Source organism: Lelliottia sp. RWM.1 (assembly GCF_016859735.1).
Classification (GTDB): Bacteria; Pseudomonadota; Gammaproteobacteria; order Enterobacterales; family Enterobacteriaceae; genus Enterobacter.
The window spans coordinates 1-23,118 of the sequence record NZ_WLVC01000007.1 but is presented as its reverse complement, the minus strand read 5'-3'; the positions used below and the strand labels follow the sequence as shown (position 1 = coordinate 23,118).

Genomic DNA, 23,118 nt, shown 5'->3' with positions numbered 1-23,118 from the left:
AGGTAGGTGTTACATGTCCGAGCTTAATGAAAAGTTAGCCACAGCCTGGGAAGGTTTTACGAAAGGTGACTGGCAGAATGAAGTAAACGTACGTGACTTCATTCAGAAAAACTATACCCCGTATGAAGGCGACGAATCCTTCCTGGCTGGTGCGACCGACGCAACAACCAAGCTGTGGGACAACGTAATGGAAGGCGTTAAACTGGAAAACCGCACTCACGCGCCAGTTGATTTTGACACCTCTGTTGCATCCACCATCACTTCTCACGACGCTGGCTACATCAACAAAGCGCTTGAGAAAATTGTTGGTCTGCAGACTGAAGCGCCACTGAAACGTGCAATTATCCCGTTTGGTGGTATCAAAATGGTTGAAGGTTCCTGCAAAGCGTACAATCGCGAACTGGACCCGATGCTGAAAAAAATCTTCACCGAATACCGTAAGACCCATAACCAGGGCGTATTTGATGTTTACACCAAAGACATCCTGAACTGCCGTAAATCTGGCGTTCTGACTGGTCTGCCAGATGCGTATGGCCGTGGCCGTATCATTGGTGACTACCGTCGTGTTGCGCTGTACGGTATCGACTTCCTCCTGAAAGACAAATATGCACAGTTCGTTTCCCTGCAGTCTGATCTGGAAAACGGTGTAAATCTGGAAGCCACTATCCGTCTGCGTGAAGAAATCGCAGAACAGCACCGGGCGCTGGGTCAGATCAAAGAAATGGCTGCTAAATATGGCTGCGATATCTCTGGTCCTGCCACCAACGCTCAGGAAGCTATCCAGTGGACTTACTTCGGCTACCTGGCTGCGGTTAAATCTCAGAATGGTGCAGCAATGTCCTTCGGTCGTGTATCCACCTTCCTGGATGCATACATCGAACGCGACATCAAAGCAGGCAAAATCACCGAACAAGACGCTCAGGAAATGATTGACCACCTGGTCATGAAACTGCGTATGGTTCGCTTCCTGCGTACCCCTGAATATGATGAACTGTTCTCCGGTGACCCAATCTGGGCAACTGAATCTATCGGTGGTATGGGCGTTGATGGCCGTACTCTGGTTACCAAAAACAGCTTCCGCTTCCTGAATACCCTGTACACCATGGGTCCTTCTCCGGAGCCAAACATCACTGTTCTGTGGTCTGAAAAACTGCCTCTGAACTTCAAGAAATTTGCCGCTAAAGTGTCCATCGACACCTCTTCTCTGCAGTATGAGAATGATGACCTGATGCGTCCGGACTTCAACAACGATGACTACGCTATCGCTTGCTGCGTAAGCCCAATGGTCGTTGGTAAACAAATGCAGTTCTTCGGTGCACGTGCAAACCTGGCGAAAACCATGTTGTACGCAATCAACGGCGGCGTTGATGAAAAACTGAAAATGCAGGTTGGCCCTAAATCTGAACCGATCAAAGGCGATGTTCTGAACTTCGACGAAGTGATGGACCGCATGGATCACTTCATGGACTGGCTGGCTAAACAGTATGTTACCGCGCTGAACGTGATTCACTACATGCACGACAAATACAGCTACGAAGCCTCTCTGATGGCACTGCACGACCGTGACGTTGTTCGTACTATGGCGTGTGGTATCGCTGGTCTGTCCGTTGCTGCTGACTCCCTGTCCGCAATCAAATATGCGAAAGTTAAACCAATTCGTGACGAAGACGGCCTGGCTGTTGATTTCGAAATCGAAGGTGAATACCCGCAATTTGGTAACAACGATTCACGTGTTGATGACATGGCGGTTGACCTGGTAGAACGTTTCATGAAGAAAATTCAGAAACTGAACACCTACCGTAACGCTATCCCGACTCAGTCTGTTCTGACCATCACCTCTAACGTTGTGTATGGTAAGAAAACGGGTAACACCCCAGACGGTCGTCGTGCTGGTGCGCCATTTGGCCCAGGTGCTAACCCAATGCACGGTCGTGACCAGAAAGGTGCTGTAGCCTCTTTGACCTCTGTTGCTAAACTGCCGTTTGCTTACGCGAAAGATGGTATTTCTTATACCTTCTCTATCGTTCCAAACGCCCTGGGTAAAGACGACGAAGTGCGTAAAACCAACCTGGCGGGTCTGATGGATGGTTACTTCCATCACGAAGCGTCCATCGAAGGTGGTCAGCACCTGAACGTGAACGTTATGAACCGTGAAATGTTGCTCGACGCGATGGAAAACCCGGAAAAATATCCGCAGCTGACCATCCGCGTATCTGGCTACGCAGTACGTTTTAACTCCCTGACGAAAGAACAGCAGCAGGACGTTATCACCCGTACTTTCACTCAATCCATCTAACTGGAATTGACTGAAATCACGCGTTAAAAAGCGTAGAATAAAGGCTCCACTTCAGTGGGGCCTTTTTAACACCCTCTCCACCTCAGTCTCTTTTGTCCGCTATCTATACTCATGGATATCAGCCAAAATAGACTTAAACACAGCCGGTTTTGAGCTGTGCATGCACAGGCCCCGGACGGGCCGAATCTGGAGATATCACCGCAATGTCAACTATTGGTCGCATTCACTCCTTTGAATCCTGTGGCACTGTCGATGGCCCAGGGATCCGTTTTATCACTTTCTTCCAGGGCTGCCTGATGCGCTGCCTGTACTGCCATAACCGCGATACATGGGACACGCACGGCGGCAAAGAAGTTACCGTTGAAGAGTTAATGAAAGAGGTGGTGACCTATCGCCACTTTATGAATGCTTCCGGTGGTGGCGTTACCGCATCCGGCGGCGAAGCCATTCTACAGGCCGAATTTGTGCGTGACTGGTTCCGCGCTTGTCACAAAGAAGGCATTCATACTTGCCTCGACACCAATGGTTTTGTTCGCCGTTATGATCCCGTCATTGATGAACTGCTTGAAGTGACGGACCTGGTGATGCTCGATCTCAAACAGATGAACGATGAGATCCACCAAAACCTGGTGGGTGTTTCTAACCATCGTACGCTTGAGTTCGCGAAGTACATCTCTGGTAAAGGCATTAAAACCTGGATCCGCTATGTTGTCGTTCCTGGCTGGTCAGATGATGACGAATCGGCTCATCGTCTTGGTGAGTTTACCCGCGATATGGGCAACGTAGAAAAAATCGAACTGTTGCCCTATCACGAACTGGGTAAACATAAATGGGTGGCGATGGGCGAAGAGTACAAGCTCGATGGCGTGAAACCGCCGAAGAAAGAGACAATGGAACGCGTGAAAGGCATCCTTGAGCAGTACGGCCACAAGGTTATGTATTAAAAAAAGCCCGGTGAAAACCGGGCTTTTTTGTTTCAGGCGTGCGCCACAGGAGTGGGATGCTCCCCCACTTTGCGCAGCAGCATCAGAAGATAAATAAACGACACGCTGGCAATCATAATAAACAGCAAATTGTCGGAATAGTTCTGCATCAACATCGCTGTTAACGTTGGGCCAAGCAGACTTCCTATGGTATAGCTCAACAGTAATGCCTGATTCATGGCAACCAGTTGGTGGTGCTCGACTTTTTCGCAAGCCCACGCCATTGCAACCGGATACAAGGTAAAACCTGCTGCCCCCAGAATAAACAGTGCTGGTGCCATCGCCGCATTGCTCAGCATCGCCATGCATCCCATGATCACCACAAAGACCTGCACGCGTAAAATCAGCAAACGCCCAAATCGATCGGCCAGACGTCCAATGGGCCATTGCCCCACAATACCGGCGCTGACCATCACGGCCATCCAGAAACCAATTCCTGAATCGCTAACGCCCTGGTGGTTTAAATAGAGCGGCATCAGACCATAAAGCGAGCCAAGAACAATACCCGAGATCACGCAGCCATTAACCCCGAGACGTGCCTGGCGCAGTTTCAGCATAGGCCAGACATGCGTGGCCTCCTGATGCTCGCTTTGCTGATTGACAATACGTGTAAAAAGTAATGGCAGAATAGCGGCCAGTACCATGCCTGTGACCCAGGGCAGAACGCTCATCAAGTCTGTCGGCAGTTTACTGACCATCAGTTGCCCGAGTACCGTGCCAACGTAATAAACCATCATGTAAGCCGCAAGCAAACGTCCCCGGTTACGTGAAGTTCCGCTACACATCAGTGCACTTTCCACCACAACCCAAATCATGGCGCAACCCACACCCGCGATAAATCGCCAGGAGAGCCAGCTCCAGAAGCCCATCATTAGCCCCAGCCCGACACAACCCGCAGCGAAAATCAGCGATGCCAGATAGTAACAACGGTTAAAACCGACACGCTTGATAAGCTTACCCGCAAGAACGGTTCCCAGCAGATTGCCGGTAAAATAGGATGAACCAATCATTCCAACTTGCCAGGTAGGCAAATTATCATGGGCGAGCCAAAGCGGGACGAGGGTGTTTAACACCGCAATCGCCAACGTCAGCAAAAGCAGGCCACAGAGCAACAACAGCACTGGGCGGGTATAGGTGGACATGAATTAAAAACCGTGAGGAAGTTCAGATTTCGTGCGCATCATGCCACTGGCAAAAACAAAGTCAATCCACTGGTTCAGGCCACACGCACAATATGCGCCCTGTCGATTTGAAAAACTAATCCTACTGATGCCATGTCTGCTATCAGCATGAGTTATCTATTTGTTTTTATTTATTTATATTAATAATTAAAACCAAACGACAGTTGAAAAATTTCATGATTGAAAAAAGAAAAGCCGGGTACTAAGTCCCGGCTTTTTATACCAAAAAAATAACGCTAACTGGCGATCGCCATCCCGACGGTCATATGAAGACCGTAGAAAACCCCGCGACCGATCAATTCCCCCGCCAGCACGAGCACAAATGCCAGTGATAATAGCGGCAGTGCCGGTTGATAACCTTTGATCTGAGGGATAATCCAGCACACCAATGCAGCCACCAGCAGTGCGATACGCCACGCCATCAATGAACCGTAATCAGGCACTAGCGCAGATGCTTGCTGGATTGAACTATGGATACTTGCCAGTTCAGCGCCTTGCATCATAACGACAATCGCACTGATCACCAGCGCCAGCATCGAAACCGCAGGTAATAAACGCATCGCCCATCCCTCAACCTGCGCGACGCGCAGGAGCAGGAAGCCCAACAGAGGCCCACCGATGAACATGGTCAGGAAGAAACTCAATGGCGTCCACACGCTATACCAGGTCGGTACGGTATCAATAGTGTTATACACCCGAACCATCATCCAAACGAAGACTACGCCCAGAACCATCGTCAGGATCAGCCAAATATTGCGCAATCCCGACGGGAGTTTTTTCAGAACGGCCAGTAACCAGCCTAAACCGCCAATAGCAAAGAAAATCGCTCCGCTGGCAATTTCATTACTCAGCGATGATGCGCCAACGCGATTCAGGGAATTAAATGCGCGCAGTGGTGAACCGAGGTGCAGAGTGGAGGCAAGAAATCCAATCCCCATTAGCACCCACAAGCCAAACATGCTCAGTACCAGGCGCTGCTGTTGCTCAGCATTCAGATTGCCTTTTAGCAGTGCCAAAGCGAGTACGATAAACCCACCGGCAACACATTGCCCAAAGACCGTGAAGATCATCAGCGGCCATTCATGCCATCCACTACCCATCTCACACCTCCTTCGGGTTCGCCAGATAGCCGGTGGTATCACCTGTCGGACGGCTGTTGGCATTAGGTTTAATCACAATACTCGGCTTAGTGAAGTGCGCGGATGGCAATGGCGCGACAGCCGCGAGCTGACCATGTTTCTGGCGCAGCGCCTCGATTGGGCCAAAGTCCAGCGCTCGCAGCGGGCAAGATTCCACGCAGATTGGCTTTTTGCCGTCTGCCACACGCGTATAGCAGCCGTCGCACTTCGTCATGTGACCTTTGGCCGCGTTGTACTGTGGCGCACCATACGGGCAAGCCATATGACAGTAACGACAGCCAATGCAGACATCTTCGTCCACCACGACAAAACCGTCATCACGCTTATGCATTGCACCACTCGGACACACTTTTGTGCATGCCGGATCTTCACAGTGGTTACAGGCGATCGACAGATAGTAAGCAAACACGTTTTGATGCCAGACACCATTGTCCTCCTGCCAGTCTCCGCCAGCGTATTCGTAAATACGGCGGAAGCTGACATCCGGAGTCAGGTCTTTGTAATCTTTGCAGGCCAGCTCGCAGGTTTTGCAACCGGTGCAACGACTGGAATCAATAAAAAATCCATACTGGGTTGTCATCGGTTACTCCTTACACCTTTTCAACCTGAACAAGGTTTGTGTGGGACGGATTGCCTTTCGCCAGTGGCGACGGGCGCTGCGTAGTCAGCACATTAATGCTGCCAGCCTGATCGATGCGATTAGCATCCGGGTTATACCAGGCCCCTTCTCCCAGCGCGACAACGCCAGGCATCATGCGCGGTGTGACTTTCGCTTCAATGTGCACTTCACCACGACCATTAAAGATGCGCACACGATCGCCATTTCCGATTCCGCGCGCTTTTGCATCCATAGGGTTGATCCACATTTCCTGACGACATGACGCCTTCAGGACATCAACGTTGCCATAAGTGGAGTGAACACGTGCTTTGTAGTGAAAACCGGTTAGCTGCAGCGGGAATTTTTCCGTCAGTGGATCGTTATAGTTCTCAAATCCAGGCGTATAAACGGGCAATGGATCGATAACGTCGCCCTCGGGTAGCTCCCAGGTTGCAGCAATTTTCGCCAACTCTTCGGAATAAATTTCAATTTTACCTGACGGTGTCGTCAGTGGGTTCGCGTGAGGATCCTCACGGAACGCTTTATAGGCGACATGATGACCTTCTGGATCACGTTGTTTAAACATGCCCTGCTCACGGAACGTTTCAAAATCAGGCAAATCCGGGACAGCCTTACGTGAAAGTTCGTGCAGATAACGCATCCAGCCTTCCTGAGTTCGTCCTTCGGTAAACTGCTGCTCTACGCCAAGACGTTTTGCCAGTTCAGACGTCATTTCATAGATGGTTTTACACTCAAAGCGAGGTTTGATGGCCTGATCGGTGAAGATAACGTAAGACATGTTGCCGCAGGAGGCATCCAGCGCGAAATCCATCTGCTCCGATGCCGTACAATCCGGCAGAAGAATATCGGCATATTTTGCCGACGAGGTCATGTGGCAGTCGATCACCACAATCATCTCGCATTTCTTATCATCCTGCAGGATATCGTGGGTGCGGTTGATCTCAGAGTGCTGGTTAATAAGGCAGTTGCCGGCATAGTTCCAGATCATCTTAATGGGCACATCCAGCTTATCTTTCCCACGCACCCCATCGCGCAGCGCGGTCATTTCCGGGCCGCGTTCAATGGCATCAGTCCACATAAACATGGAAATGCTTGTCTGTACCGGATTTTCGAGAGTCGGCATGCGTTCGAAGGGGACTTCATAAGAACCTTCGCGCGCGCCTGTGTTTCCACCGTGAATCCCGACATTACCGGTCAAAATGGAAAGCATCGATATCGCGCGCGTGGCAATTTCACCATTTGCGTGGCGCTGCGGCCCCCACCCCTGACTAATAAACGCGGGTTTAGCCGAACCGATCTCACGAGCCAGTTGCACAATGCGCGCTACCGGAATACCGGTGATGGTAGACGCCCATTGTGGGGTCTTCGCAATACCATCACTGCCCTGGCCGAGAATGTACGCCTTGTAGTGACCATTCGCGGGGGCACTGGCAGGCAATGTTTTCTCATCGTAACCGACACAATATTTATCAAGGAATGGCTGATCCACGAGGTTTTCAGTGATCATTACCCATGCCAGAGCACTGACGAGCGCAGCATCTGTACCCGGTCGGATAGGGATCCATTCATCTTCACGGCCCGCACCAGTATCGGTATATCGTGGGTCAATGATGATCATCCGCGCGTTAGATTTCGCACGAGCCTGTTCAACATAGTAGGTTACCCCGCCACCGCTCATGCGGGTTTCACCAGGGTTGTTACCGAACAGCACCACCAGCTTGCTATTTTCAATATCTGACGGACTGTTGCCATCGGCCCAGCCACCATAGGTATAGTTCAAACCAGCAGCGATCTGTGCTGAGGAGTAATCGCCATAATGGTTGAGATAGCCACCACAGCAGTTCATCAGGCGAGCGACCAGTGTGTTTCCTGGCGGCCACGAACGGGTCATCGTACCGCCCAGTGTGCCTGTGCCATAGTTCAGATAGATGGATTCATTGCCGTACTCTTTAATCAAACGCTGTATATTGGTCGCGATGATGTCATAAGCTTCATCCCAGCTAATTTGCTCGAATTTGCCTTCACCGCGCTTACCCACACGTTTCATTGGATACTTCAGGCGATCGGGGTTATAGACTCGGCGACGCATAGAGCGACCACGCAAGCAGGCACGAACCTGATGTAACCCTTCATAGTCGTCGTCACCTGTATTGTCGGTTTCGACATATTGGATTTCGCCGTCCACGATGTGCATACGCAGCGGGCAACGGCTCCCACAGTTTACTGTGCAGGCACTCCACACGACTTTCTCAGGAGCACTGGCTGGGGACAATGCATCTGCCGCCGATGCCAGGCGAGAGAAAGGTAGCGTGAACGCACTGCTGGCAACAGCCAGACCGCCAATGGCCGTGGTTTTCATCAACCCACGGCGACTTACTTCGGCAGTCAGCAAAGCATCTGGCGCTTGTATTTTCATAGATACTCACTTTGGTTGCTCACAAATAAAAGATGCGGCGCAAACCGCTATATAGTTTTATATATAACGAATTTCTTCGTTATCAGTTTTTTATTCTGACTTTCATTCGGAGGAGTATTACTACTTTAGAGGGAGGCGTTATTGCTTCGGGTCAAAGCGGGGGCATAAAAAAAGCGCCTTAAGGCGCTTTTTTGTTTTAAGGCAAATTAACCAATGTACTGTTGGCCTTTCATGTACGGACGCAGTACTTCGGGGATCTCAATACGACCGTCTGCCTGCTGATAGTTTTCCAGCACCGCAACCAGTGTACGACCTACAGCCAGACCCGAACCATTCAGGGTATGAACCAGACGGGTTTTCTTGTCTGATTTAGTCCGGCAACGAGCCTGCATACGGCGCGCCTGGAAATCACCCACGTTCGAGCAAGAAGAGATTTCACGGTAGGTATTCTGCGCCGGGACCCATACTTCAAGATCGAAGGTTTTGCACGCGCCGAAGCCCATGTCACCAGTACACAGCGCTACGCGACGGTATGGCAGACCCAGCAGCTCCAGAACTTTCTCAGCATGGCCTGTCATCGCTTCCAGCGCATCCATAGACTCTTCTGGACGCACAATCTGCACCATCTCTACTTTATCAAACTGGTGCATACGGATCAGGCCACGAGTATCGCGACCATAGGAACCGGCCTCAGAACGGAAGCATGGCGAGTGTGCTGTCAGTTTAATTGGCAGATCGTCTTCGTCAATGATCTCATCACGAACAAGGTTTGTCAGCGGAACTTCCGCCGTTGGGATCAGCGCGTAGTTACTGCTGTCGGCTTCTTCATCGAGAGGACGAGTATGGAACAGATCGCCTGCAAATTTCGGCAACTGCCCTGTACCGTACAGCGTGTCGTGGTTCACCAGATACGGTACGTAGGTTTCACTATAGCCGTGCTGTTCGGTGTGCAGATCCAGCATGAACTGTGCCAGCGCACGGTGCAGATGTGCAATCTGGCCTTTCATCACGACAAAACGAGAACCAGTCAGCTTCACAGCCGCTGCAAAATCAAGGCCCGCGTGCATTTCGCCTAATGTAACGTGGTCACGAACTTCAAAGTCGAACTCGCGAGGCGTGCCCCAGCGTTTGACTTCGACGTTGTCATTTTCGTCTTTACCGACAGGAACGCTGTCATCAGGAATATTCGGGATCGCCAGCGCGATATCACGAATTTCAGTCTGAAGAAGATCCAGTTCAGCTTTTGCCTGATCCAGTTCTTCACCCAGTTTATTCACTTCCAGACGCAATGGCTCAATGTCTTCCCCGCGCGCTTTTGCCTGGCCGATGGATTTCGATCGAGAGTTACGCTCTGCCTGCAGATTTTCGGTTTGTACCTGCAGAACTTTACGACGCTCTTCAAGAGCGCGCAGCTTATCTACATCCAGCTTAAAGCCCCGGCGTGCCAGTTTTTCAGCGACTGCGTCTGGCTCGTTACGCAGCAGATTGGGATCGAGCATGCTTATCCTGTGCTTATCGAATTAAAATAGGAAAAAGTGACCACAGCCTGCGGTCACAGGGATACATTGCCAACATTACCGCAACGATCGCACTAACGGTAGCGTTTTATAGGGCTATTTTGATCCTGTCCGGCCAGCCAGGCGAGCTTTTCGCCAATCTTGCCTTCAAGACCTCTGTTTGTGGGGTGATAATAGCGCGTTTGTGCCATCTCCTGCGGAAAGTACTCCTCTCCGGCAGCATAAGCATTAGGCTCATCGTGGGCATAACGATATTCTTGTCCGTATCCCATCTCTTTCATCAGCTTCGTCGGCGCATTACGCAAATGCACCGGAACATCGTAGTCAGGACGCTCACGGGCATCCGCCATCGCAGCCTTAAATGCGGTGTACACAGCATTACTTTTTGGCGCACACGCCAGATAAACAATCGCCTGCGCAATAGCTCGCTCACCTTCGGCAGGCCCTACGCGGGTAAAACAATCCCAGGCGGAAATCGCCACCTGCATCGCGCGCGGATCGGCATTACCGACATCTTCAGACGCAATAGCCAGACAACGACGCGCGACATAAAGAGGATCGCCGCCTGCGCTGATAATTCGCGCATACCAGTAAAGCGCAGCATCCGGCGCGCTACCACGAACGGATTTATGCAAAGCCGAGATGAGATCGTAAAACCTGTCGCCTTTATTGTCGAAACGCGCGCTACGTTCTCCGGCAATTTCGGTAAGTAACTCGGGTTTCAGAATACGTTTACCGGAACCATCCAGTTCGGCCATATCAGCCATCATTTCCAGCGTATTCAACGCACGACGAGCATCACCGTTCACCAGTTCCGCAATTGCCCGCCGCGTTTCATCAGGCAGAAGGATATCCTGACCGCCATAGCCGCGCGCTTTATCATCCATAGCCTGCGTCAGAACCTGTTCAATATCGTCTGTCGTAAGTGACTTCAGCAAGTAAACGCGGGCACGGGAAAGGAGTGCAGAATTGAGCTCAAAAGAGGGATTTTCAGTCGTCGCGCCAATAAAAAAAATCGTACCGTCTTCTATATGAGGCAGGAAAGCATCCTGCTGGCTTTTATTGAAACGGTGGACTTCATCGACGAAGAGGATAGTACGACGCCCGGCATGACGATTTTGACGTGCACGTTCAATAGCTTCTCGGATCTCTTTCACTCCGGAAGTGACTGCAGAGAGGCGTTCTACGTCAGCATCAGCGTAGCGGGCAATAACTTCTGCCAGCGTGGTCTTGCCTGTACCCGGCGGTCCCCACAAGATCATCGAATGCAGATGACCTGCTTCTATTGCACGCGGCAACGGTTTACCTGCAGCCAGCAAATGTTGCTGGCCGATATACTGCGCTAAATTTTCTGGCCGCATACGCGCGGCCAGAGGTTGAAACGCATTATCCGAAAAATCGAGCGACAGATTGCTCACTCACGCCTCTTACTTACGTTGATCATCCACCGTTACGCCCTGCGGCGGGGTAAACGTGAATTTCGATGCGTCGATTGCGCCGTTTTGCTGGGACTTCAGTTGATAGCTACTGCGCTGATCGTCCTGCTCCACTGCACTGAACTGATTGATAGTCCCGCTGCTGCTCACATTAATAGTGAACTGTTTGAGGTTGCCGTTGTTGCCTTTCGGCGTCAGCACAAAATCGTCACCATTTTGTTTGATGTTGTACTGCTGCCAGTCACTGGACTGGTTACGGGCAATCAGCATAAACGGAGTGTTACTGGTGGCATCTTTCAGCCATGTGGCCGTCGCCTGTTCGACAAACGGGTTAAAGAACCACAACGTTTTACCATCAGAAACCAAAATACTTTCATCCGGTTGTGTCATATGCCAGTTGAAAAGATTCGGGCGCTTAACCCATAAATCACCCTGACCTTCCTGCACTGCATTACCGCTGCCGTCAGTGACCTTCTGCGTAAAGCTGGCATGGAAGCTGCTCACTTTATCCAGTCGGCTTTTAAGGTCGCTGGCGGCATCAGCCCAAACGCTACTGGCAACAAAACTGGTCAATAATGCACAGGTGATGGCGAATTTTTTCATTGTTATTCCTTAAAAACATCATCCCGGTATGGGGTTTCTGTCATCTATTCTGAACCTGCCAGCAGGCAGGCGACAGAAGAAAATGCTTAATTTTTGCTGATTTACCCATCTTTGCATTCGCTGAAAGGTCAATCAAACGGCGGCGGAGCCAACACCTCACGGTTACCGTTATGCCCCTGCTCACTCACGATACCCTGGGCTTCCATCTGTTCGATGATACGCGCCGCGCGGTTATAACCGATACGGAACTGACGCTGTACACCGGAGATAGAGGCTTTACGTTTCTCAGTAACAAAGTTAACAGCCTGGTCGAATAACGGATCCAGCTCTTCTGCACCGTCAAAACCACCGCCACCACCTTCGTTTTCACTCTCGGAGGTAATACCATCCACGTACTGTGGGCGACCACGTGCTTTCCAGTCCTGAACAACCGCATGTACTTCCTGATCGCGTACAAATGCACCGTGAACACGGACAGGAGACGTCGAGTTCGGCCCGGAATAAAGCATATCCCCCATCCCCAGCAACGACTCTGCGCCGCCCTGGTCGAGGATAGTGCGTGAGTCGATCTTGCTCGACACGGTAAACGCAATACGCGTGGGAATGTTCGCCTTGATAAGACCGGTAATGACATCTACAGAAGGACGCTGTGTTGCCAGAACAAGGTGAATACCGGCCGCACGCGCTTTCTGCGCAAGGCGCGCAATCAACTCTTCCACTTTCTTGCCAACAGTCATCATCAGGTCGGCAAATTCATCTACCAGCACAACGATATACGGCAGTTTTTCCAGCACAGGATGCTGCGCATCCATGCTGTCTCCGGGCTTCCAGTATGGGTCCGGAATTGGACGGCCCATACGCGCCGCCTCTGCAATTTTCTCGTTATAACCGGCAAGGTTACGCACCCCCAGCGCCGACATCAGTTTGTAGCGACGCTCCATCTCATTAACGCTCCAGCGCAGAGCATTGGCAGCGTCCTTCATGTCAGTCACAACTTCAGTCAGCAGATGCGGAATGCCCTCATAAACCGACAGCTCCAGCATTTTCGGGTCGATCATGATGAAGCGTACATCTTCCGGTTGTGCTTTATAGAGCATGCTGAGGATCATGGCGTTCACACCAACCGATTTACCCGAACCGGTAGTACCAGCCACCAGCAGGTGCGGCATCTTAGCCAAATCGGCCACGACCGGGTCACCCGCAATGTCTTTCCCTAATACAACCGTCAGCGGCGACGGATTTTCGCGGAACTTCGCGTTATCCAGCACTTCACGCAGATAGACGGTTTGACGCTTCTTGTTCGGCAACTCAAGCCCGACATACGGCTTACCTGGAATGACTTCCACTACACGTACGGCAACGGTCGAGAGTGAACGCGCCAGGTCACGGGACAGGTTAGAAATACGCGCCGCTTTTACGCCAGGCGCCAGGTTCAACTCGAAGCGGGTGATCACCGGGCCAGGAGAGTAATTCACCACATCCGCTTTGATACGGAAATCAGCCAGACGAGCTTCCACCAGGCGGGCCATCTGCTCAAGAGCAAAGGTGTCGACCGGCTCGACTTCAGACGGCGGTGGCGTTAACAGATCCAGTGACGGCAACGGCGTGCTCGGTTTTTGCATTGGACGGCTATCGCCGTTACGCATCAACAACGGATGGATCAGGCTCTCCTGCGGCTGCGCCGTAGGTTGCTGGAATTGCGGTTGCTGCGGTTGCACATAAGCCTGCGGAGCCCTCTGTTGCAGCTGCGCCTGCGGTGCTGGAGCTGGCGGCTGACGAACCGGTTCAGCTTCTGGCATCACGCTCGGCGTGAATAACGGTTCACTCGGGCCATCATCCACCAAATCTTTCATCGGAGAGAATTCAAAATCCGATAGCGAGAACGGATTCGCCCCCGTTGGCTGTTCACCAGAGTAACGTTGCTGCTGAGTGGCAGCGAACTGTCGTGCCAGCTCAGCTTCCGCCGCATCATCTTCGTCGTCATGCGCATGGCCAATCTGCGTATCGTGTTGATAGTCTTCACCATAACGATGCTGCTGTGTGGCGGCAAACTGGCGAGCGAGCTCATCCTGCTGCATTTCATCCGCGTCGTCGTACTCAGATTCGCGCGCTTTTTCCTCCGCCATACGCTGAGAAGGCAGTTTGATACCAAATGAAGCGAGCTCTCGGCGTGTTGGCACGCGAACCCGATTGGGTCGCGGCAATTGTGGGCCAATTCCTTCCTTCACCTGTGGACGTGGCGCGCCGCCTGTTGCAAGGCTAAAGACAGGTGCAGCTACAGCGGCGGCAGAAACTGCGGGCGCAACTGAATGTTTGACACTCTCCGCTACAGGGGAGACGAATGCCGTTGGATCTACAACCGGCGCTGAAACAGAAGGCGGCGCAGAATGACGAATAGTCGGTTCCTGAACCGGTTCCGGCACAGGCTGATACCAGGCAGCAAGCTGTTCGCGCTCCCGGGCTCGCTTCTCTTCCACTTCTTCAAAATAGTACATCGGTGGACGCGCGGGCTTCACCTCTTCAGCATCAGCAAGAGGTTCCACAACAGGTTGTTCAGGCTCAACTGACTCTGGTGTGTATTCCTGGTAAGAAGGAGAAACCGGAGGTTCGTATTCCGCAAAAGGCTGGGATTCATAGACCGGTTCAGGTTGATAAGGTTGCTGCCAGTGTTCTTGCTGCTGAGCAGGCGCGTAGCTATGCGGTTCAGAGGCAATGACAGGTTCAGGTGAGTGAACGGCTGGCGCAGAGTGCCACTCAACCACAGGCTGCTCCATGACCGGCACAGGTGTAGGGGCAGGCGCAGAAGGCATAACGGCATCAACAGGCGCTGCATAGGCTTGTGTTGCTGTCATCGCGGCAGCCGCAACAGCAACCGGTTCCGTAACCGAATGGCCATTTAGCAGCGGATCATACTCGTCATAGTCGTCCGGTGTGGCGCGATTACCTGAGAAGAGCACATCATCGGGATCGACAGCCACGCCCCCAGTGCTATACGCAATCTGCTCGTCATCATCCATACGCTTGCCAGAGAAGAGCGCCGCATCGGTTTTGCGACCAAGCGGATTGGCAAATTTTTCAGCAACGCGCTTACGCCGTGCCAGCGCACCGCGCAGAATCCGGGCCCGACGGGACTCACCACGAGGTGTTACAGGTGAATCGTCCTCATCATCTTCATACTCGTCTTCATCGACCCACGTATCATCACGACGCGTACGGTTGCTGGCAAAAGTCAGAATATTAAGGATGAGGCTGCCGAGTTTCTCGGCGATACTGACCCATGACCAGCCTGTAAACAACGTCAGTCCCGCAGCCCAAATACACAACAGCGTTATTGTTCCGCCACTGCTGTGCAGCATCGGTTGAAGCGCGGTACTCAGCAAACTGCCGATAACCCCGCCCGAAGCGAAATACCAGATGTCATCCGCATTGATTGCCGCCAACCCGCAAGAGGTCAGAATGATTGCCAATGCGCCAATCAGGCGTAGCGAAACAGCAAAGTAATCGATGTATTCATCGTTTTGACGGTGACGCCAGGCAAACCAACATCCGCCAATGATAATGACGGGAATGGTATAGGCCATGACACCGAAGATGAAAAACAGAGTGTCGGCAAGCCACGCACCTGGAATGCCACCTAAATTATGGATAGGCTCATGCCAGGCAGTTTGTGACCAACTGGGATCCGAAGGATTGAAACTGAGTAAGGCTGCCATCAGCCAGACGGCAAAAAGGGCAATAACTATCAGCAACGCCTCAAGAAGGCGGCGTCCACTGCTTAGCTTCGATAATGTGACTTCTTTGTCTTCAGTATATTCCTGGCTCAAGAAAGGCTCTCCAGGTATCAGGCATGTCCTGCCTGTTTGCTAAAACGGACAACAGCGCCGGGTAACCCCGGCACTGTTGCTGTATGGATTAACAGGAGTGTAATCAAACTATGCTGATTTTGCACCTGTTCCGTGTTAGCGCGTCTTAATTACCAGACGATTGCTCTGTTTTACTTCTTCCATCACCACATAGGTGCGGGTGTCATTCACGCCAGGCAGACGCAGCAGGGTTTCACCCAGCAGCTTACGATAGGCGGACATATCCGGCACACGGGTTTTCAACAGATAGTCGAAATCGCCTGAAACCAGATGACACTCTTGAATTTCTTCAAGTTTTTGCACGGCGGTGTTAAATTGCTCAAACACATCCGGTGCACCACGATTCAGAGTAATCTCAACAAATACCAGAAGTGAGGCATCCAGATAATGCGGGTTTAACAGAGCCGTATAGCCCTGAATAAAACCCTGTCTTTCCAGTCGGCGCACACGCTCAAGGCACGGCGTCGGGGAAAGTCCCACACGTTTTGAAAGCTCGACGTTGGAAATACGCCCATCCTTTTGCAATTCATTAAGAATGTTACGATCGATACGGTCGAGATCTTTGCCAGGGCGCTTCTTGCTATCTACCATTATTATTGTCTCTCTGTATTCCTTCCCTACTCCTGCCTGGACCCTGTGCACATCACTGTTCAGAGCCTGTACCCGTTGCTCATCACATCGCCTGGTTATGTAATATACGCGATGCGAGTGCGGGTTCTACGGTAAGAAGACCGTTGCCGAAAAGGCAGCCACCAACATCACGTATGGCATCTGTCCACACCATGCGTAGATTTCGTTGACCCGGTAAAAATGGCATTTACGTGCATGCCTATGCGGCACACTGTTAACGCGGCTTTTTTTCTTCCTTCAATGTTTTCGCAAAAGCGCAGGGGATTGTCAAAGCAAAACATCGATTTTTAGTACAACATGCCGGATATTCATTACCGCCGGGGAATAAACCTCATTTTATTGCCTTATAAACAACCGGTTTTCAGTAGAAAGCGTTATGTTATAGCGCTCGATCCATCGTCAATGTCTATTGCACATATCGATATCAAAATCGCTGTGCTCTTTTTTTACGGCAACAAATTCCCTACAATCCAGCCAAATGTCTGCCAACAACAATGGGGATCTCATGGGCACGGCTAAACACAGTAAGCTGCTAATCCTTGGTTCTGGACCTGCGGGATACACCGCAGCGGTCTATGCTGCACGCGCTAACCTGCAACCGGTGTTAATTACCGGCATGGAAAAAGGCGGTCAGTTGACCACCACCACCGAAGTAGAAAACTGGCCAGGCGATCCGAATGACCTGACCGGGCCGCTGCTGATGGAGCGTATGCACGAACACGCGACCAAATTCGATACTGAAATTCTGTTCGACCATATCAATAAGGTCGATCTGCAAAACCGTCCATTCCGTTTGACAGGCGACAGCGGTGAGTACACCTGCGATGCACTGATCATCGCGACGGGCGCATCTGCGCGCTACCTGGGCCTGCCGTCAGAAGAGGCGTTCAAAGGCCGTGGCGTCTCCGCCTGCGCAACCTGTGACGGATTCTTCTATCGCAACCAGAAAGTTGCCGTCATCGGCGGTGGCAACACGGCCGTTGAAGAAGCGCTGTATCTGGCAAATATTGCCTCCGAAGTACACCTGATCCACCGCCGTGAGACGTTCCGCGCGGAAAAAATTCTGATCAAACGTCTGATGGACAAAGTGGCGAGTGGCAATATCGTTCTGCACACAAACCGCACGCTGGAAGAAGTAACAGGCGATCAGATGGGCGTTTCCGGGCTGCGTCTTCGTGATACCCAGAATACCGATAACGTGGACTCACTGGATGTTGCAGGCCTCTTCGTTGCAATCGGACACAGTCCGAACACCGCCATCTTTGAAGGTCAACTGGCGCTGGAAAACGGCTACATCAAAGTGCAGTCAGGTATTCATGGCAATGCCACGCAGACCAGCATCCCAGGTGTCTTTGCTGCGGGTGATGTTATGGACCACATTTACCGTCAGGCAATCACCTCTGCGGGCACTGGCTGTATGGCAGCATTAGATGCCGAGCGTTATCTTGATGGACTGGCTGAGCAAGGTAAATAATCTTTACAAGTCAGTAACAAACGTAAATAAAGGCGGCCACAGGTCGCCTTTATTTTTTCTGACGTGTAACATTGCGATGCCCAATTTCTTATAACTCACCTGCAAAGCACGCAATGGAAAAAACCCGTCAACAAGAGTTAACTCGCTGGCTGAAACAGCAAAGCGTTCTTTCCCGCCGCTGGCTGAATATTTCCCGTCTTTTGGGACTTATCAGCGGTCTGTTGATTGTTGCCCAGGCATGGCTGCTGGCCCGCATTCTCAATCATATGATCATGGAGAACATCCCGCGCGAAGCGCTCCTGCTTCCCTTTATCGTGCTGGTGCTGATTTTCGTCCTGCGCGCCTGGGTCGTCTGGCTACGCGAACGTGTCGGTTTTCACGCCGGACAACATATTCGCTATGAGATACGCCGTCAGGTGCTGGACAGGCTTCATGACGCCGGGCCTGCCTGGATTCAGGGAAAACCCGCCGGAAGCTGGGCTACGTTGATCCTCGAACAGATCGACGATATGCATGATTACTATGCACGCTATCTCCCGCAGATGGCGCTGGCCGTCTGCGTCCCGCTTCTGATTGTTGCCATTATTTTCCCGTCTAACTGGGTGGCCGCACTTATTTTACTGTGCACCGCCCCACTGATCCCACTGTTCATGGCGATGGTAGGGATGGGAGCGGCGGATGCCAACCGTCGTAATTTCCTGGCCCTGGGACGATTAAGCGGTCATTTTCTGGATCGACTGCGCGGCATGGAAACATTGCGTATTTTTGGTCGCGGTGAAGCCGAGACAGAAAACATTCGCCTCGCATCGCAGGATTTTCGCCAGCGCACCATGGAAGTCTTGCGTCTGGCCTTCCTCTCCTCTGGTGTCCTCGAGTTCTTCACCTCGTTGTCCATTGCACTCGTCGCTGTTTACTTTGGTTTCTCCTATCTCGGCGCACTGGATTTCGGGCACTACGGTACGGCCGTTACCCTTTCAGCCGGTTTCCTGGCACTGATTCTGGCTCCAGAGTTTTTCCAGCCACTTCGCGATCTCGGGACGTTCTATCATGCCAAAGCGCAGGCTGTGGGCGCGGCAGATAGTCTGAAAACCTTCCTTGAGACACCATTGGCTCATCCTGAACGCGGTGAAGTAACGCTAAACGCCAAAGAGCCCGTGAGCGTTGAAGCGACCGATTTCTCTATTCTGTCGCCTGAAGGCAACGTGCTGGCGGGTCCGCTGAATTTTACTCTCTCTGCAGGTCAGCGCGTGGTATTGGTAGGTATCAGTGGTTCGGGTAAAAGCTCGCTTCTGAACGCGTTATCTGGCTTTATGGCCTACACAGGATCCCTTCGTATCAATAAGACAGAGTTGCGCGATCTTGACCCGGAAGCCTGGCATAAGCAGCTAAGCTGGGTGGGGCAAAACCCGCAGTTGCCTGCCCCGACATTGCGTGAAAACGTGCTGCTTGCCCGTCCGGATGCACGCGAAGATGAACTGCAATCGGTTCTCGACCGCGCCTGGGTCAGCGAGTTTCTACCGTTACTCCCGCAAGGTGTTGATACCGTCGTTGGCGATCAGGCGGCCGGTTTATCCGTCGGCCAGGCTCAGCGTATTGCCGTTGCGCGTGCTCTGCTTAACCCTTGCCAGTTGCTGCTTCTGGATGAACCCGCAGCAAGCCTTGATGCGCACAGCGAACAGCGCGTCATGCAGGCCCTCAATGCCGCTTCTCTTCAGCAAACCACGCTAATGGTTACCCATCAACTGGAAGGCATTACCGACTGGGATCAGATTTGGGTGATGGAGAATGGCCATATTGTAGAGCAAGGCGATTACGCCACACTCTCTGCCGCACAGGGACCCTTTGCCACCCTGCTGGCTAACCGTCAGGAGGATATCTGATGCGCGCCTTACTCCCATATCTTGCACTGTATAAGCGCCACAAATGGATGCTGACACTTGGTATTATTCTGGCAATTGTAACCCTGCTTGCCAGCATCGGTTTACTGACACTTTCCGGTTGGTTTCTGTCAGCATCTGCCGTTGTTGGCGTCGCCGGGTTGTACAGCTTTAACTATATGCTTCCAGCTGCGGGTGTCCGTGGTGCAGCGATCACCCGTACTGCCGGACGTTATTTTGAACGTCTGGTGAGCCATGATGCGACCTTCCGTGTACTGCAACATCTACGCATCTATACCTTCAGCAAACTGCTGCCACTCTCCCCTGCTGGGTTGGCACGTTTTCGTCAGGGAGAATTACTTAACCGCGTTGTCGCAGATGTCGATACGCTTGATCATCTTTATTTGCGGGTAATCTCACCACTGGTGGGCGCGTTTGTGGTGATCGTCGTCGTGACGCTTGGTCTTTGCGTACTGGATGTCCCTATCGCTCTGGCGTTGGGTGGCATCATGTTACTGACACTGCTCCTTCTGCCCCCGCTGTTTTATCGCGCCGGTAAACCTACCGGGGAAAATCTGACTCGCCTGCGCGGTGAATACCGTCAGCAATTGACATCATGGCTACAGGGGCAGGCGGAGCTAACCATTTTTGGTGCAAGCCAGCGCTACCGCGCGCGGATGGAGAGTACGGAACTTAACTGGCACGAGGCACAGCGTAAACAGTCCGAACTCTCGGCGTTTTCACAGGCACTGATGATGTTAATTGGCGGTTTCGCTGTCATTGTCATGCTATGGATGGCATCTGGTGGCGTGGGTGGCAATACTCAGCCTGGTGCGCTAATTGCGCTCTTTGTTTTCTGCGCCCTCGCAGCATTCGAAGCACTCGCACCCGTAACCGGAGCATTCCAGCATCTCGGCCAGGTTATTGCCTCAGCTCTGCGCGTAACACAAATTGCAGAACAAGAGCCGGAGGTGCGTTTTGATGCACAACATGCCTGCGTACCTGAACGAGTCACTCTGCACCTCAACGACGTCACCTTCAATTATGCCGGGCAAGCCCAAAACGCGCTGGAGGGGATTACCTTATCCGTTCAGGCAGGAAAACGTATTGCGCTTCTGGGGCGTACAGGTTGTGGTAAATCGACACTTCTGCAGTTATTAACGCGTGCCTGGGATCCCCGGAACGGGCAAATTCTGTTTAATGACCTTCCACTGACTGAATTCAGCGAACAGGCATTACGAAAAACAGTCAGTGTCGTTCCTCAACGTGTACATCTGTTCAGCGCAACCCTGCGTGACAACCTGCTGCTGGCAGCCCCTCAGGCTTCTGACGAGGAGTTGCGCACGATGCTGGAGCGTGTGGGTCTGCATAAACTGCTCGAAGACGACGGGCTGAATAGCTGGCTGGGTGAAGGGGGACGCCAGCTCTCCGGTGGAGAGCTGCGTCGCCTGGCGGTTGCCCGTGCACTGTTGCATGACGCACCGCTGATGTTGCTGGATGAGCCAACTGAAGGTCTGGATGCGACAACCGAAAGCCAAATCCTTGATTTACTGGCTAATGCCATGAAAGGAAAAACGGTGATCATGGTGACACATCGCCTGCGCGGGCTGGCAAGTTTCGATCAAATAATTGTGATGGACAACGGACACATTATTGAGCAAGGTAGTCACGCAGAACTGTTAGCGAAACAGGGTCGCTACTACCAGTTTAAACAGCGTCTGTAGACTATATTTGAACCGATCCTAACTCGCGTATTGGAGTTCTTCTGTCATGCGCCTGGTCCAGCTTTCTCGTCATAATATTGCGTTCCCTTCCCCCGAAGGGGCGCTACGTGAACCCAACGGACTGCTGGCGCTTGGCGGCGATCTCAGTCCCGCGCGGCTATTAATGGCCTACCAGCGCGGGATTTTCCCCTGGTTTTCTCCTGGAGACCCTATCTTGTGGTGGTCTCCCGATCCCAGGGCAGTATTGTGGCCCGCCCAGTTTCATCTCAGCCGGAGCATGACGCGTTTTCACGCAAAATCCCCTTATCGTGTGACTCTTAATCACGCTTTCGGCCAAGTGATTGAAGGTTGCGCCAGCGATCGTCATGAGGGAACCTGGATCACCCACGACATTATCGACGCCTATCATCGCTTGCATGAACTAGGCCATGCCCACTCAATCGAAGTGTGGAAGGAGGGTGAGTTAGTTGGCGGGATGTATGGTGTAGCACAAGGGACGCTCTTCTGTGGCGAATCGATGTTCTCCCGCGCCATTAACGCCTCCAAAACCGCGTTGCTGGTCTTTTGCCGCGAATTTGCCCATCACGGGGGCCAGTTGCTTGATTGTCAGGTCCTGAATGAGCATACCGCTTCGCTGGGTGCTGTCGAGATTGCCCGACGTCAGTATATTGAACACCTTGATGTCTACCGCCAGGAAACATTGCCACGCAACTTCTGGATACCCCGAACACTCTTTCTGCCCAATGCATAAATGTTTTCCGCATATTTTTTATGAGGGTGTTATAATTACGCCGCAGAGTAGCTTCTGCCTGTTGCCCCGCCGCCGTTTGGGAATTCTTCGCATTAGATAACGTTCTGACGTTTATCCTGTCGTCTCCCCTTTACGAATGCGCTTCTCGTGCGGTTATACCGTGACGACTGGGCAATGCGCCGAAACTGTTTTGCTGCGTTTTAAACGCGCAATTCTTTACTTAATTGATGAATTTCGGCATTATCTTGCCGGTTCAAAACTTGGTAGTGATACCCCAGAGGATTAGATGGCCAAAGAAGACAATATTGAAATGCAGGGTACCGTACTTGATACGTTGCCTAATACCATGTTTCGCGTAGAACTGGAAAACGGTCACGTGGTAACTGCGCACATCTCCGGCAAAATGCGCAAAAACTACATCCGCATTTTAACGGGCGACAAAGTGACTGTTGAGCTGACCCCGTACGACCTGAGCAAAGGCCGCATTGTCTTCCGTAGTCGCTAATTTTTTCGCCTGTAATGGCTGATGAATAATAAATATCCTCCGGCATAGCCGGAGGTTTTTCTGATGCGCCTGTAAGGCTCTCTTACCAGCCACGCCCTAACAGG

General features: G+C 52.0%; 16 protein-coding genes and 1 pseudogene. 8 read left to right on the top strand and 9 right to left on the bottom strand.

From position 1 onward, the window contains the following. Nucleotides 1-13 precede the first annotated feature (13 nt). Both pflB and pflA read left to right on the top strand, forming a co-directional pair. Nucleotides 14-2,296 (top strand): formate C-acetyltransferase, encoded by a 2,283-nt coding sequence (pflB, locus tag GF617_RS08090; protein ID WP_181622896.1) that lies wholly within the window; start codon nucleotides 14-16, stop codon nucleotides 2,294-2,296. 203 nt (nucleotides 2,297-2,499) lie between these two features. After that, a complete protein-coding gene (gene pflA / locus GF617_RS08085; protein WP_181622895.1) occupies nucleotides 2,500-3,240 on the top strand; it encodes a pyruvate formate lyase 1-activating protein in 741 nt (246 codons plus the stop codon). Between the two features lie 32 nt (nucleotides 3,241-3,272). On the opposite strand, the gene GF617_RS08080 is transcribed toward pflA, so the two are convergent. The 9 genes from GF617_RS08080 to lrp all read right to left on the bottom strand — a co-directional run bounded on the left by GF617_RS08080 (nucleotide 3,273) and on the right by lrp (nucleotide 16,644). Continuing rightward, nucleotides 3,273-4,421, bottom strand: a complete 1,149-nt coding sequence (locus tag GF617_RS08080) for an MFS transporter (protein WP_181622894.1) — start codon at nucleotides 4,419-4,421, stop codon at nucleotides 3,273-3,275. Nucleotides 4,422-4,696: 275 nt separating this feature from the next. Continuing rightward, complete coding sequence (locus tag GF617_RS08075) at nucleotides 4,697-5,560, bottom strand: dimethyl sulfoxide reductase anchor subunit family protein (RefSeq protein ID WP_203451467.1); 864 nt, start codon at nucleotides 5,558-5,560, stop codon at nucleotides 4,697-4,699. Nucleotide 5,561: 1 nt separating this feature from the next. Further along, a complete protein-coding gene (locus tag GF617_RS08070) occupies nucleotides 5,562-6,179 on the bottom strand; it encodes a DMSO/selenate family reductase complex B subunit (protein WP_181622892.1) in 618 nt (205 codons plus the stop codon). Nucleotides 6,180-6,189: 10 nt separating this feature from the next. Beyond that, nucleotides 6,190-8,634: a dimethylsulfoxide reductase subunit A gene (gene dmsA, locus GF617_RS08065; RefSeq protein ID WP_203451466.1), complete on the bottom strand. Its 2,445-nt coding sequence runs from the start codon at nucleotides 8,632-8,634 to the stop codon at nucleotides 6,190-6,192. A gap of 206 nt (nucleotides 8,635-8,840) precedes the next feature. Beyond that, on the bottom strand, nucleotides 8,841-10,133 hold the full coding sequence (gene serS, locus GF617_RS08060) for a serine--tRNA ligase (protein WP_181622890.1): 1,293 nt from the start codon (nucleotides 10,131-10,133) through the stop codon (nucleotides 8,841-8,843). A 92-nt stretch (nucleotides 10,134-10,225) separates the two neighbouring features. Continuing rightward, nucleotides 10,226-11,569, bottom strand: coding sequence for a replication-associated recombination protein RarA (rarA, locus tag GF617_RS08055; RefSeq protein WP_181622889.1), 1,344 nt, complete (start codon nucleotides 11,567-11,569; stop codon nucleotides 10,226-10,228). A gap of 9 nt (nucleotides 11,570-11,578) precedes the next feature. Next, nucleotides 11,579-12,190: an outer membrane lipoprotein chaperone LolA gene (gene lolA / locus GF617_RS08050; RefSeq protein WP_181622888.1), complete on the bottom strand. Its 612-nt coding sequence runs from the start codon at nucleotides 12,188-12,190 to the stop codon at nucleotides 11,579-11,581. A gap of 128 nt (nucleotides 12,191-12,318) precedes the next feature. Beyond that, nucleotides 12,319-16,014 carry a DNA translocase FtsK 4TM domain-containing protein gene (locus tag GF617_RS08045; RefSeq protein ID WP_203451465.1) on the bottom strand — a complete coding sequence of 1,232 codons (3,696 nt, stop codon included), beginning with the start codon at nucleotides 16,012-16,014 and terminating at the stop codon, nucleotides 12,319-12,321. Between the two features lie 135 nt (nucleotides 16,015-16,149). Next, entirely contained in the window at nucleotides 16,150-16,644 is a 495-nt protein-coding gene (gene lrp / locus GF617_RS08040) for a leucine-responsive transcriptional regulator Lrp (RefSeq protein ID WP_000228473.1), read from the bottom strand. 544 nt (nucleotides 16,645-17,188) lie between these two features. Here lrp and trxB point away from each other — a divergent pair. The 6 genes and pseudogenes from trxB (at nucleotide 17,189) to infA (ending at nucleotide 23,014) form a co-directional block, all read left to right on the top strand. Continuing rightward, a complete protein-coding gene (trxB, locus tag GF617_RS08035) occupies nucleotides 17,189-18,157 on the top strand; it encodes a thioredoxin-disulfide reductase (protein WP_181622886.1) in 969 nt (322 codons plus the stop codon). Between the two features lie 113 nt (nucleotides 18,158-18,270). Further along, nucleotides 18,271-20,037: a cysteine/glutathione ABC transporter permease/ATP-binding protein CydD gene (gene cydD, locus GF617_RS08030; protein ID WP_203451464.1), complete on the top strand. Its 1,767-nt coding sequence runs from the start codon at nucleotides 18,271-18,273 to the stop codon at nucleotides 20,035-20,037. Continuing rightward, a complete protein-coding gene (gene cydC / locus GF617_RS08025; protein WP_203451463.1) occupies nucleotides 20,037-21,758 on the top strand; it encodes a cysteine/glutathione ABC transporter ATP-binding protein/permease CydC in 1,722 nt (573 codons plus the stop codon). Before cydD ends, cydC begins: the two co-directional genes overlap by 1 nt. A 46-nt stretch (nucleotides 21,759-21,804) precedes the next feature. Beyond that, nucleotides 21,805-22,509: a leucyl/phenylalanyl-tRNA--protein transferase gene (gene aat, locus GF617_RS08020; RefSeq protein WP_203451462.1), complete on the top strand. Its 705-nt coding sequence runs from the start codon at nucleotides 21,805-21,807 to the stop codon at nucleotides 22,507-22,509. Between the two features lie 185 nt (nucleotides 22,510-22,694). Continuing rightward, a pseudogene (locus GF617_RS27075) lies at nucleotides 22,695-22,868 on the top strand (hypothetical protein); the annotation flags it as partial. Further along, nucleotides 22,796-23,014, top strand: a complete 219-nt coding sequence (infA, locus tag GF617_RS08015) for a translation initiation factor IF-1 (RefSeq protein ID WP_002211347.1) — start codon at nucleotides 22,796-22,798, stop codon at nucleotides 23,012-23,014. The pseudogene GF617_RS27075 and the gene infA, both read left to right, overlap by 73 nt. The last annotated feature ends 104 nt before the right edge of the window (nucleotides 23,015-23,118 follow it).

Excerpts from the sequence above, each read along its gene's own strand:
- GF617_RS08070 (WP_181622892.1), bottom strand. The coding sequence starts at position 6,179 with ATGACAACCCAGTATGGATTTTTTATTGATTCCAGTCGTTGCACCGGT.
- pflB (WP_181622896.1), top strand. The coding sequence starts at position 14 with ATGTCCGAGCTTAATGAAAAGTTAGCCACAGCCTGGGAAGGTTTTACG.
- GF617_RS08080 (WP_181622894.1), bottom strand. The coding sequence starts at position 4,421 with ATGTCCACCTATACCCGCCCAGTGCTGTTGTTGCTCTGTGGCCTGCTT.
- lolA (WP_181622888.1), bottom strand. The coding sequence starts at position 12,190 with ATGAAAAAATTCGCCATCACCTGTGCATTATTGACCAGTTTTGTTGCC.
- lrp (WP_000228473.1), bottom strand. The coding sequence starts at position 16,644 with ATGGTAGATAGCAAGAAGCGCCCTGGCAAAGATCTCGACCGTATCGAT.
- cydC (WP_203451463.1), top strand. The coding sequence starts at position 20,037 with ATGCGCGCCTTACTCCCATATCTTGCACTGTATAAGCGCCACAAATGG.
- infA (WP_002211347.1), top strand. The coding sequence starts at position 22,796 with ATGGCCAAAGAAGACAATATTGAAATGCAGGGTACCGTACTTGATACG.
- serS (WP_181622890.1), bottom strand. The coding sequence starts at position 10,133 with ATGCTCGATCCCAATCTGCTGCGTAACGAGCCAGACGCAGTCGCTGAA.
- pflA (WP_181622895.1), top strand. The coding sequence starts at position 2,500 with ATGTCAACTATTGGTCGCATTCACTCCTTTGAATCCTGTGGCACTGTC.
- GF617_RS08075 (WP_203451467.1), bottom strand. The coding sequence starts at position 5,560 with ATGGGTAGTGGATGGCATGAATGGCCGCTGATGATCTTCACGGTCTTT.
- dmsA (WP_203451466.1), bottom strand. The coding sequence starts at position 8,634 with ATGAAAATACAAGCGCCAGATGCTTTGCTGACTGCCGAAGTAAGTCGC.
- trxB (WP_181622886.1), top strand. The coding sequence starts at position 17,189 with ATGGGCACGGCTAAACACAGTAAGCTGCTAATCCTTGGTTCTGGACCT.
- aat (WP_203451462.1), top strand. The coding sequence starts at position 21,805 with ATGCGCCTGGTCCAGCTTTCTCGTCATAATATTGCGTTCCCTTCCCCC.
- cydD (WP_203451464.1), top strand. The coding sequence starts at position 18,271 with ATGGAAAAAACCCGTCAACAAGAGTTAACTCGCTGGCTGAAACAGCAA.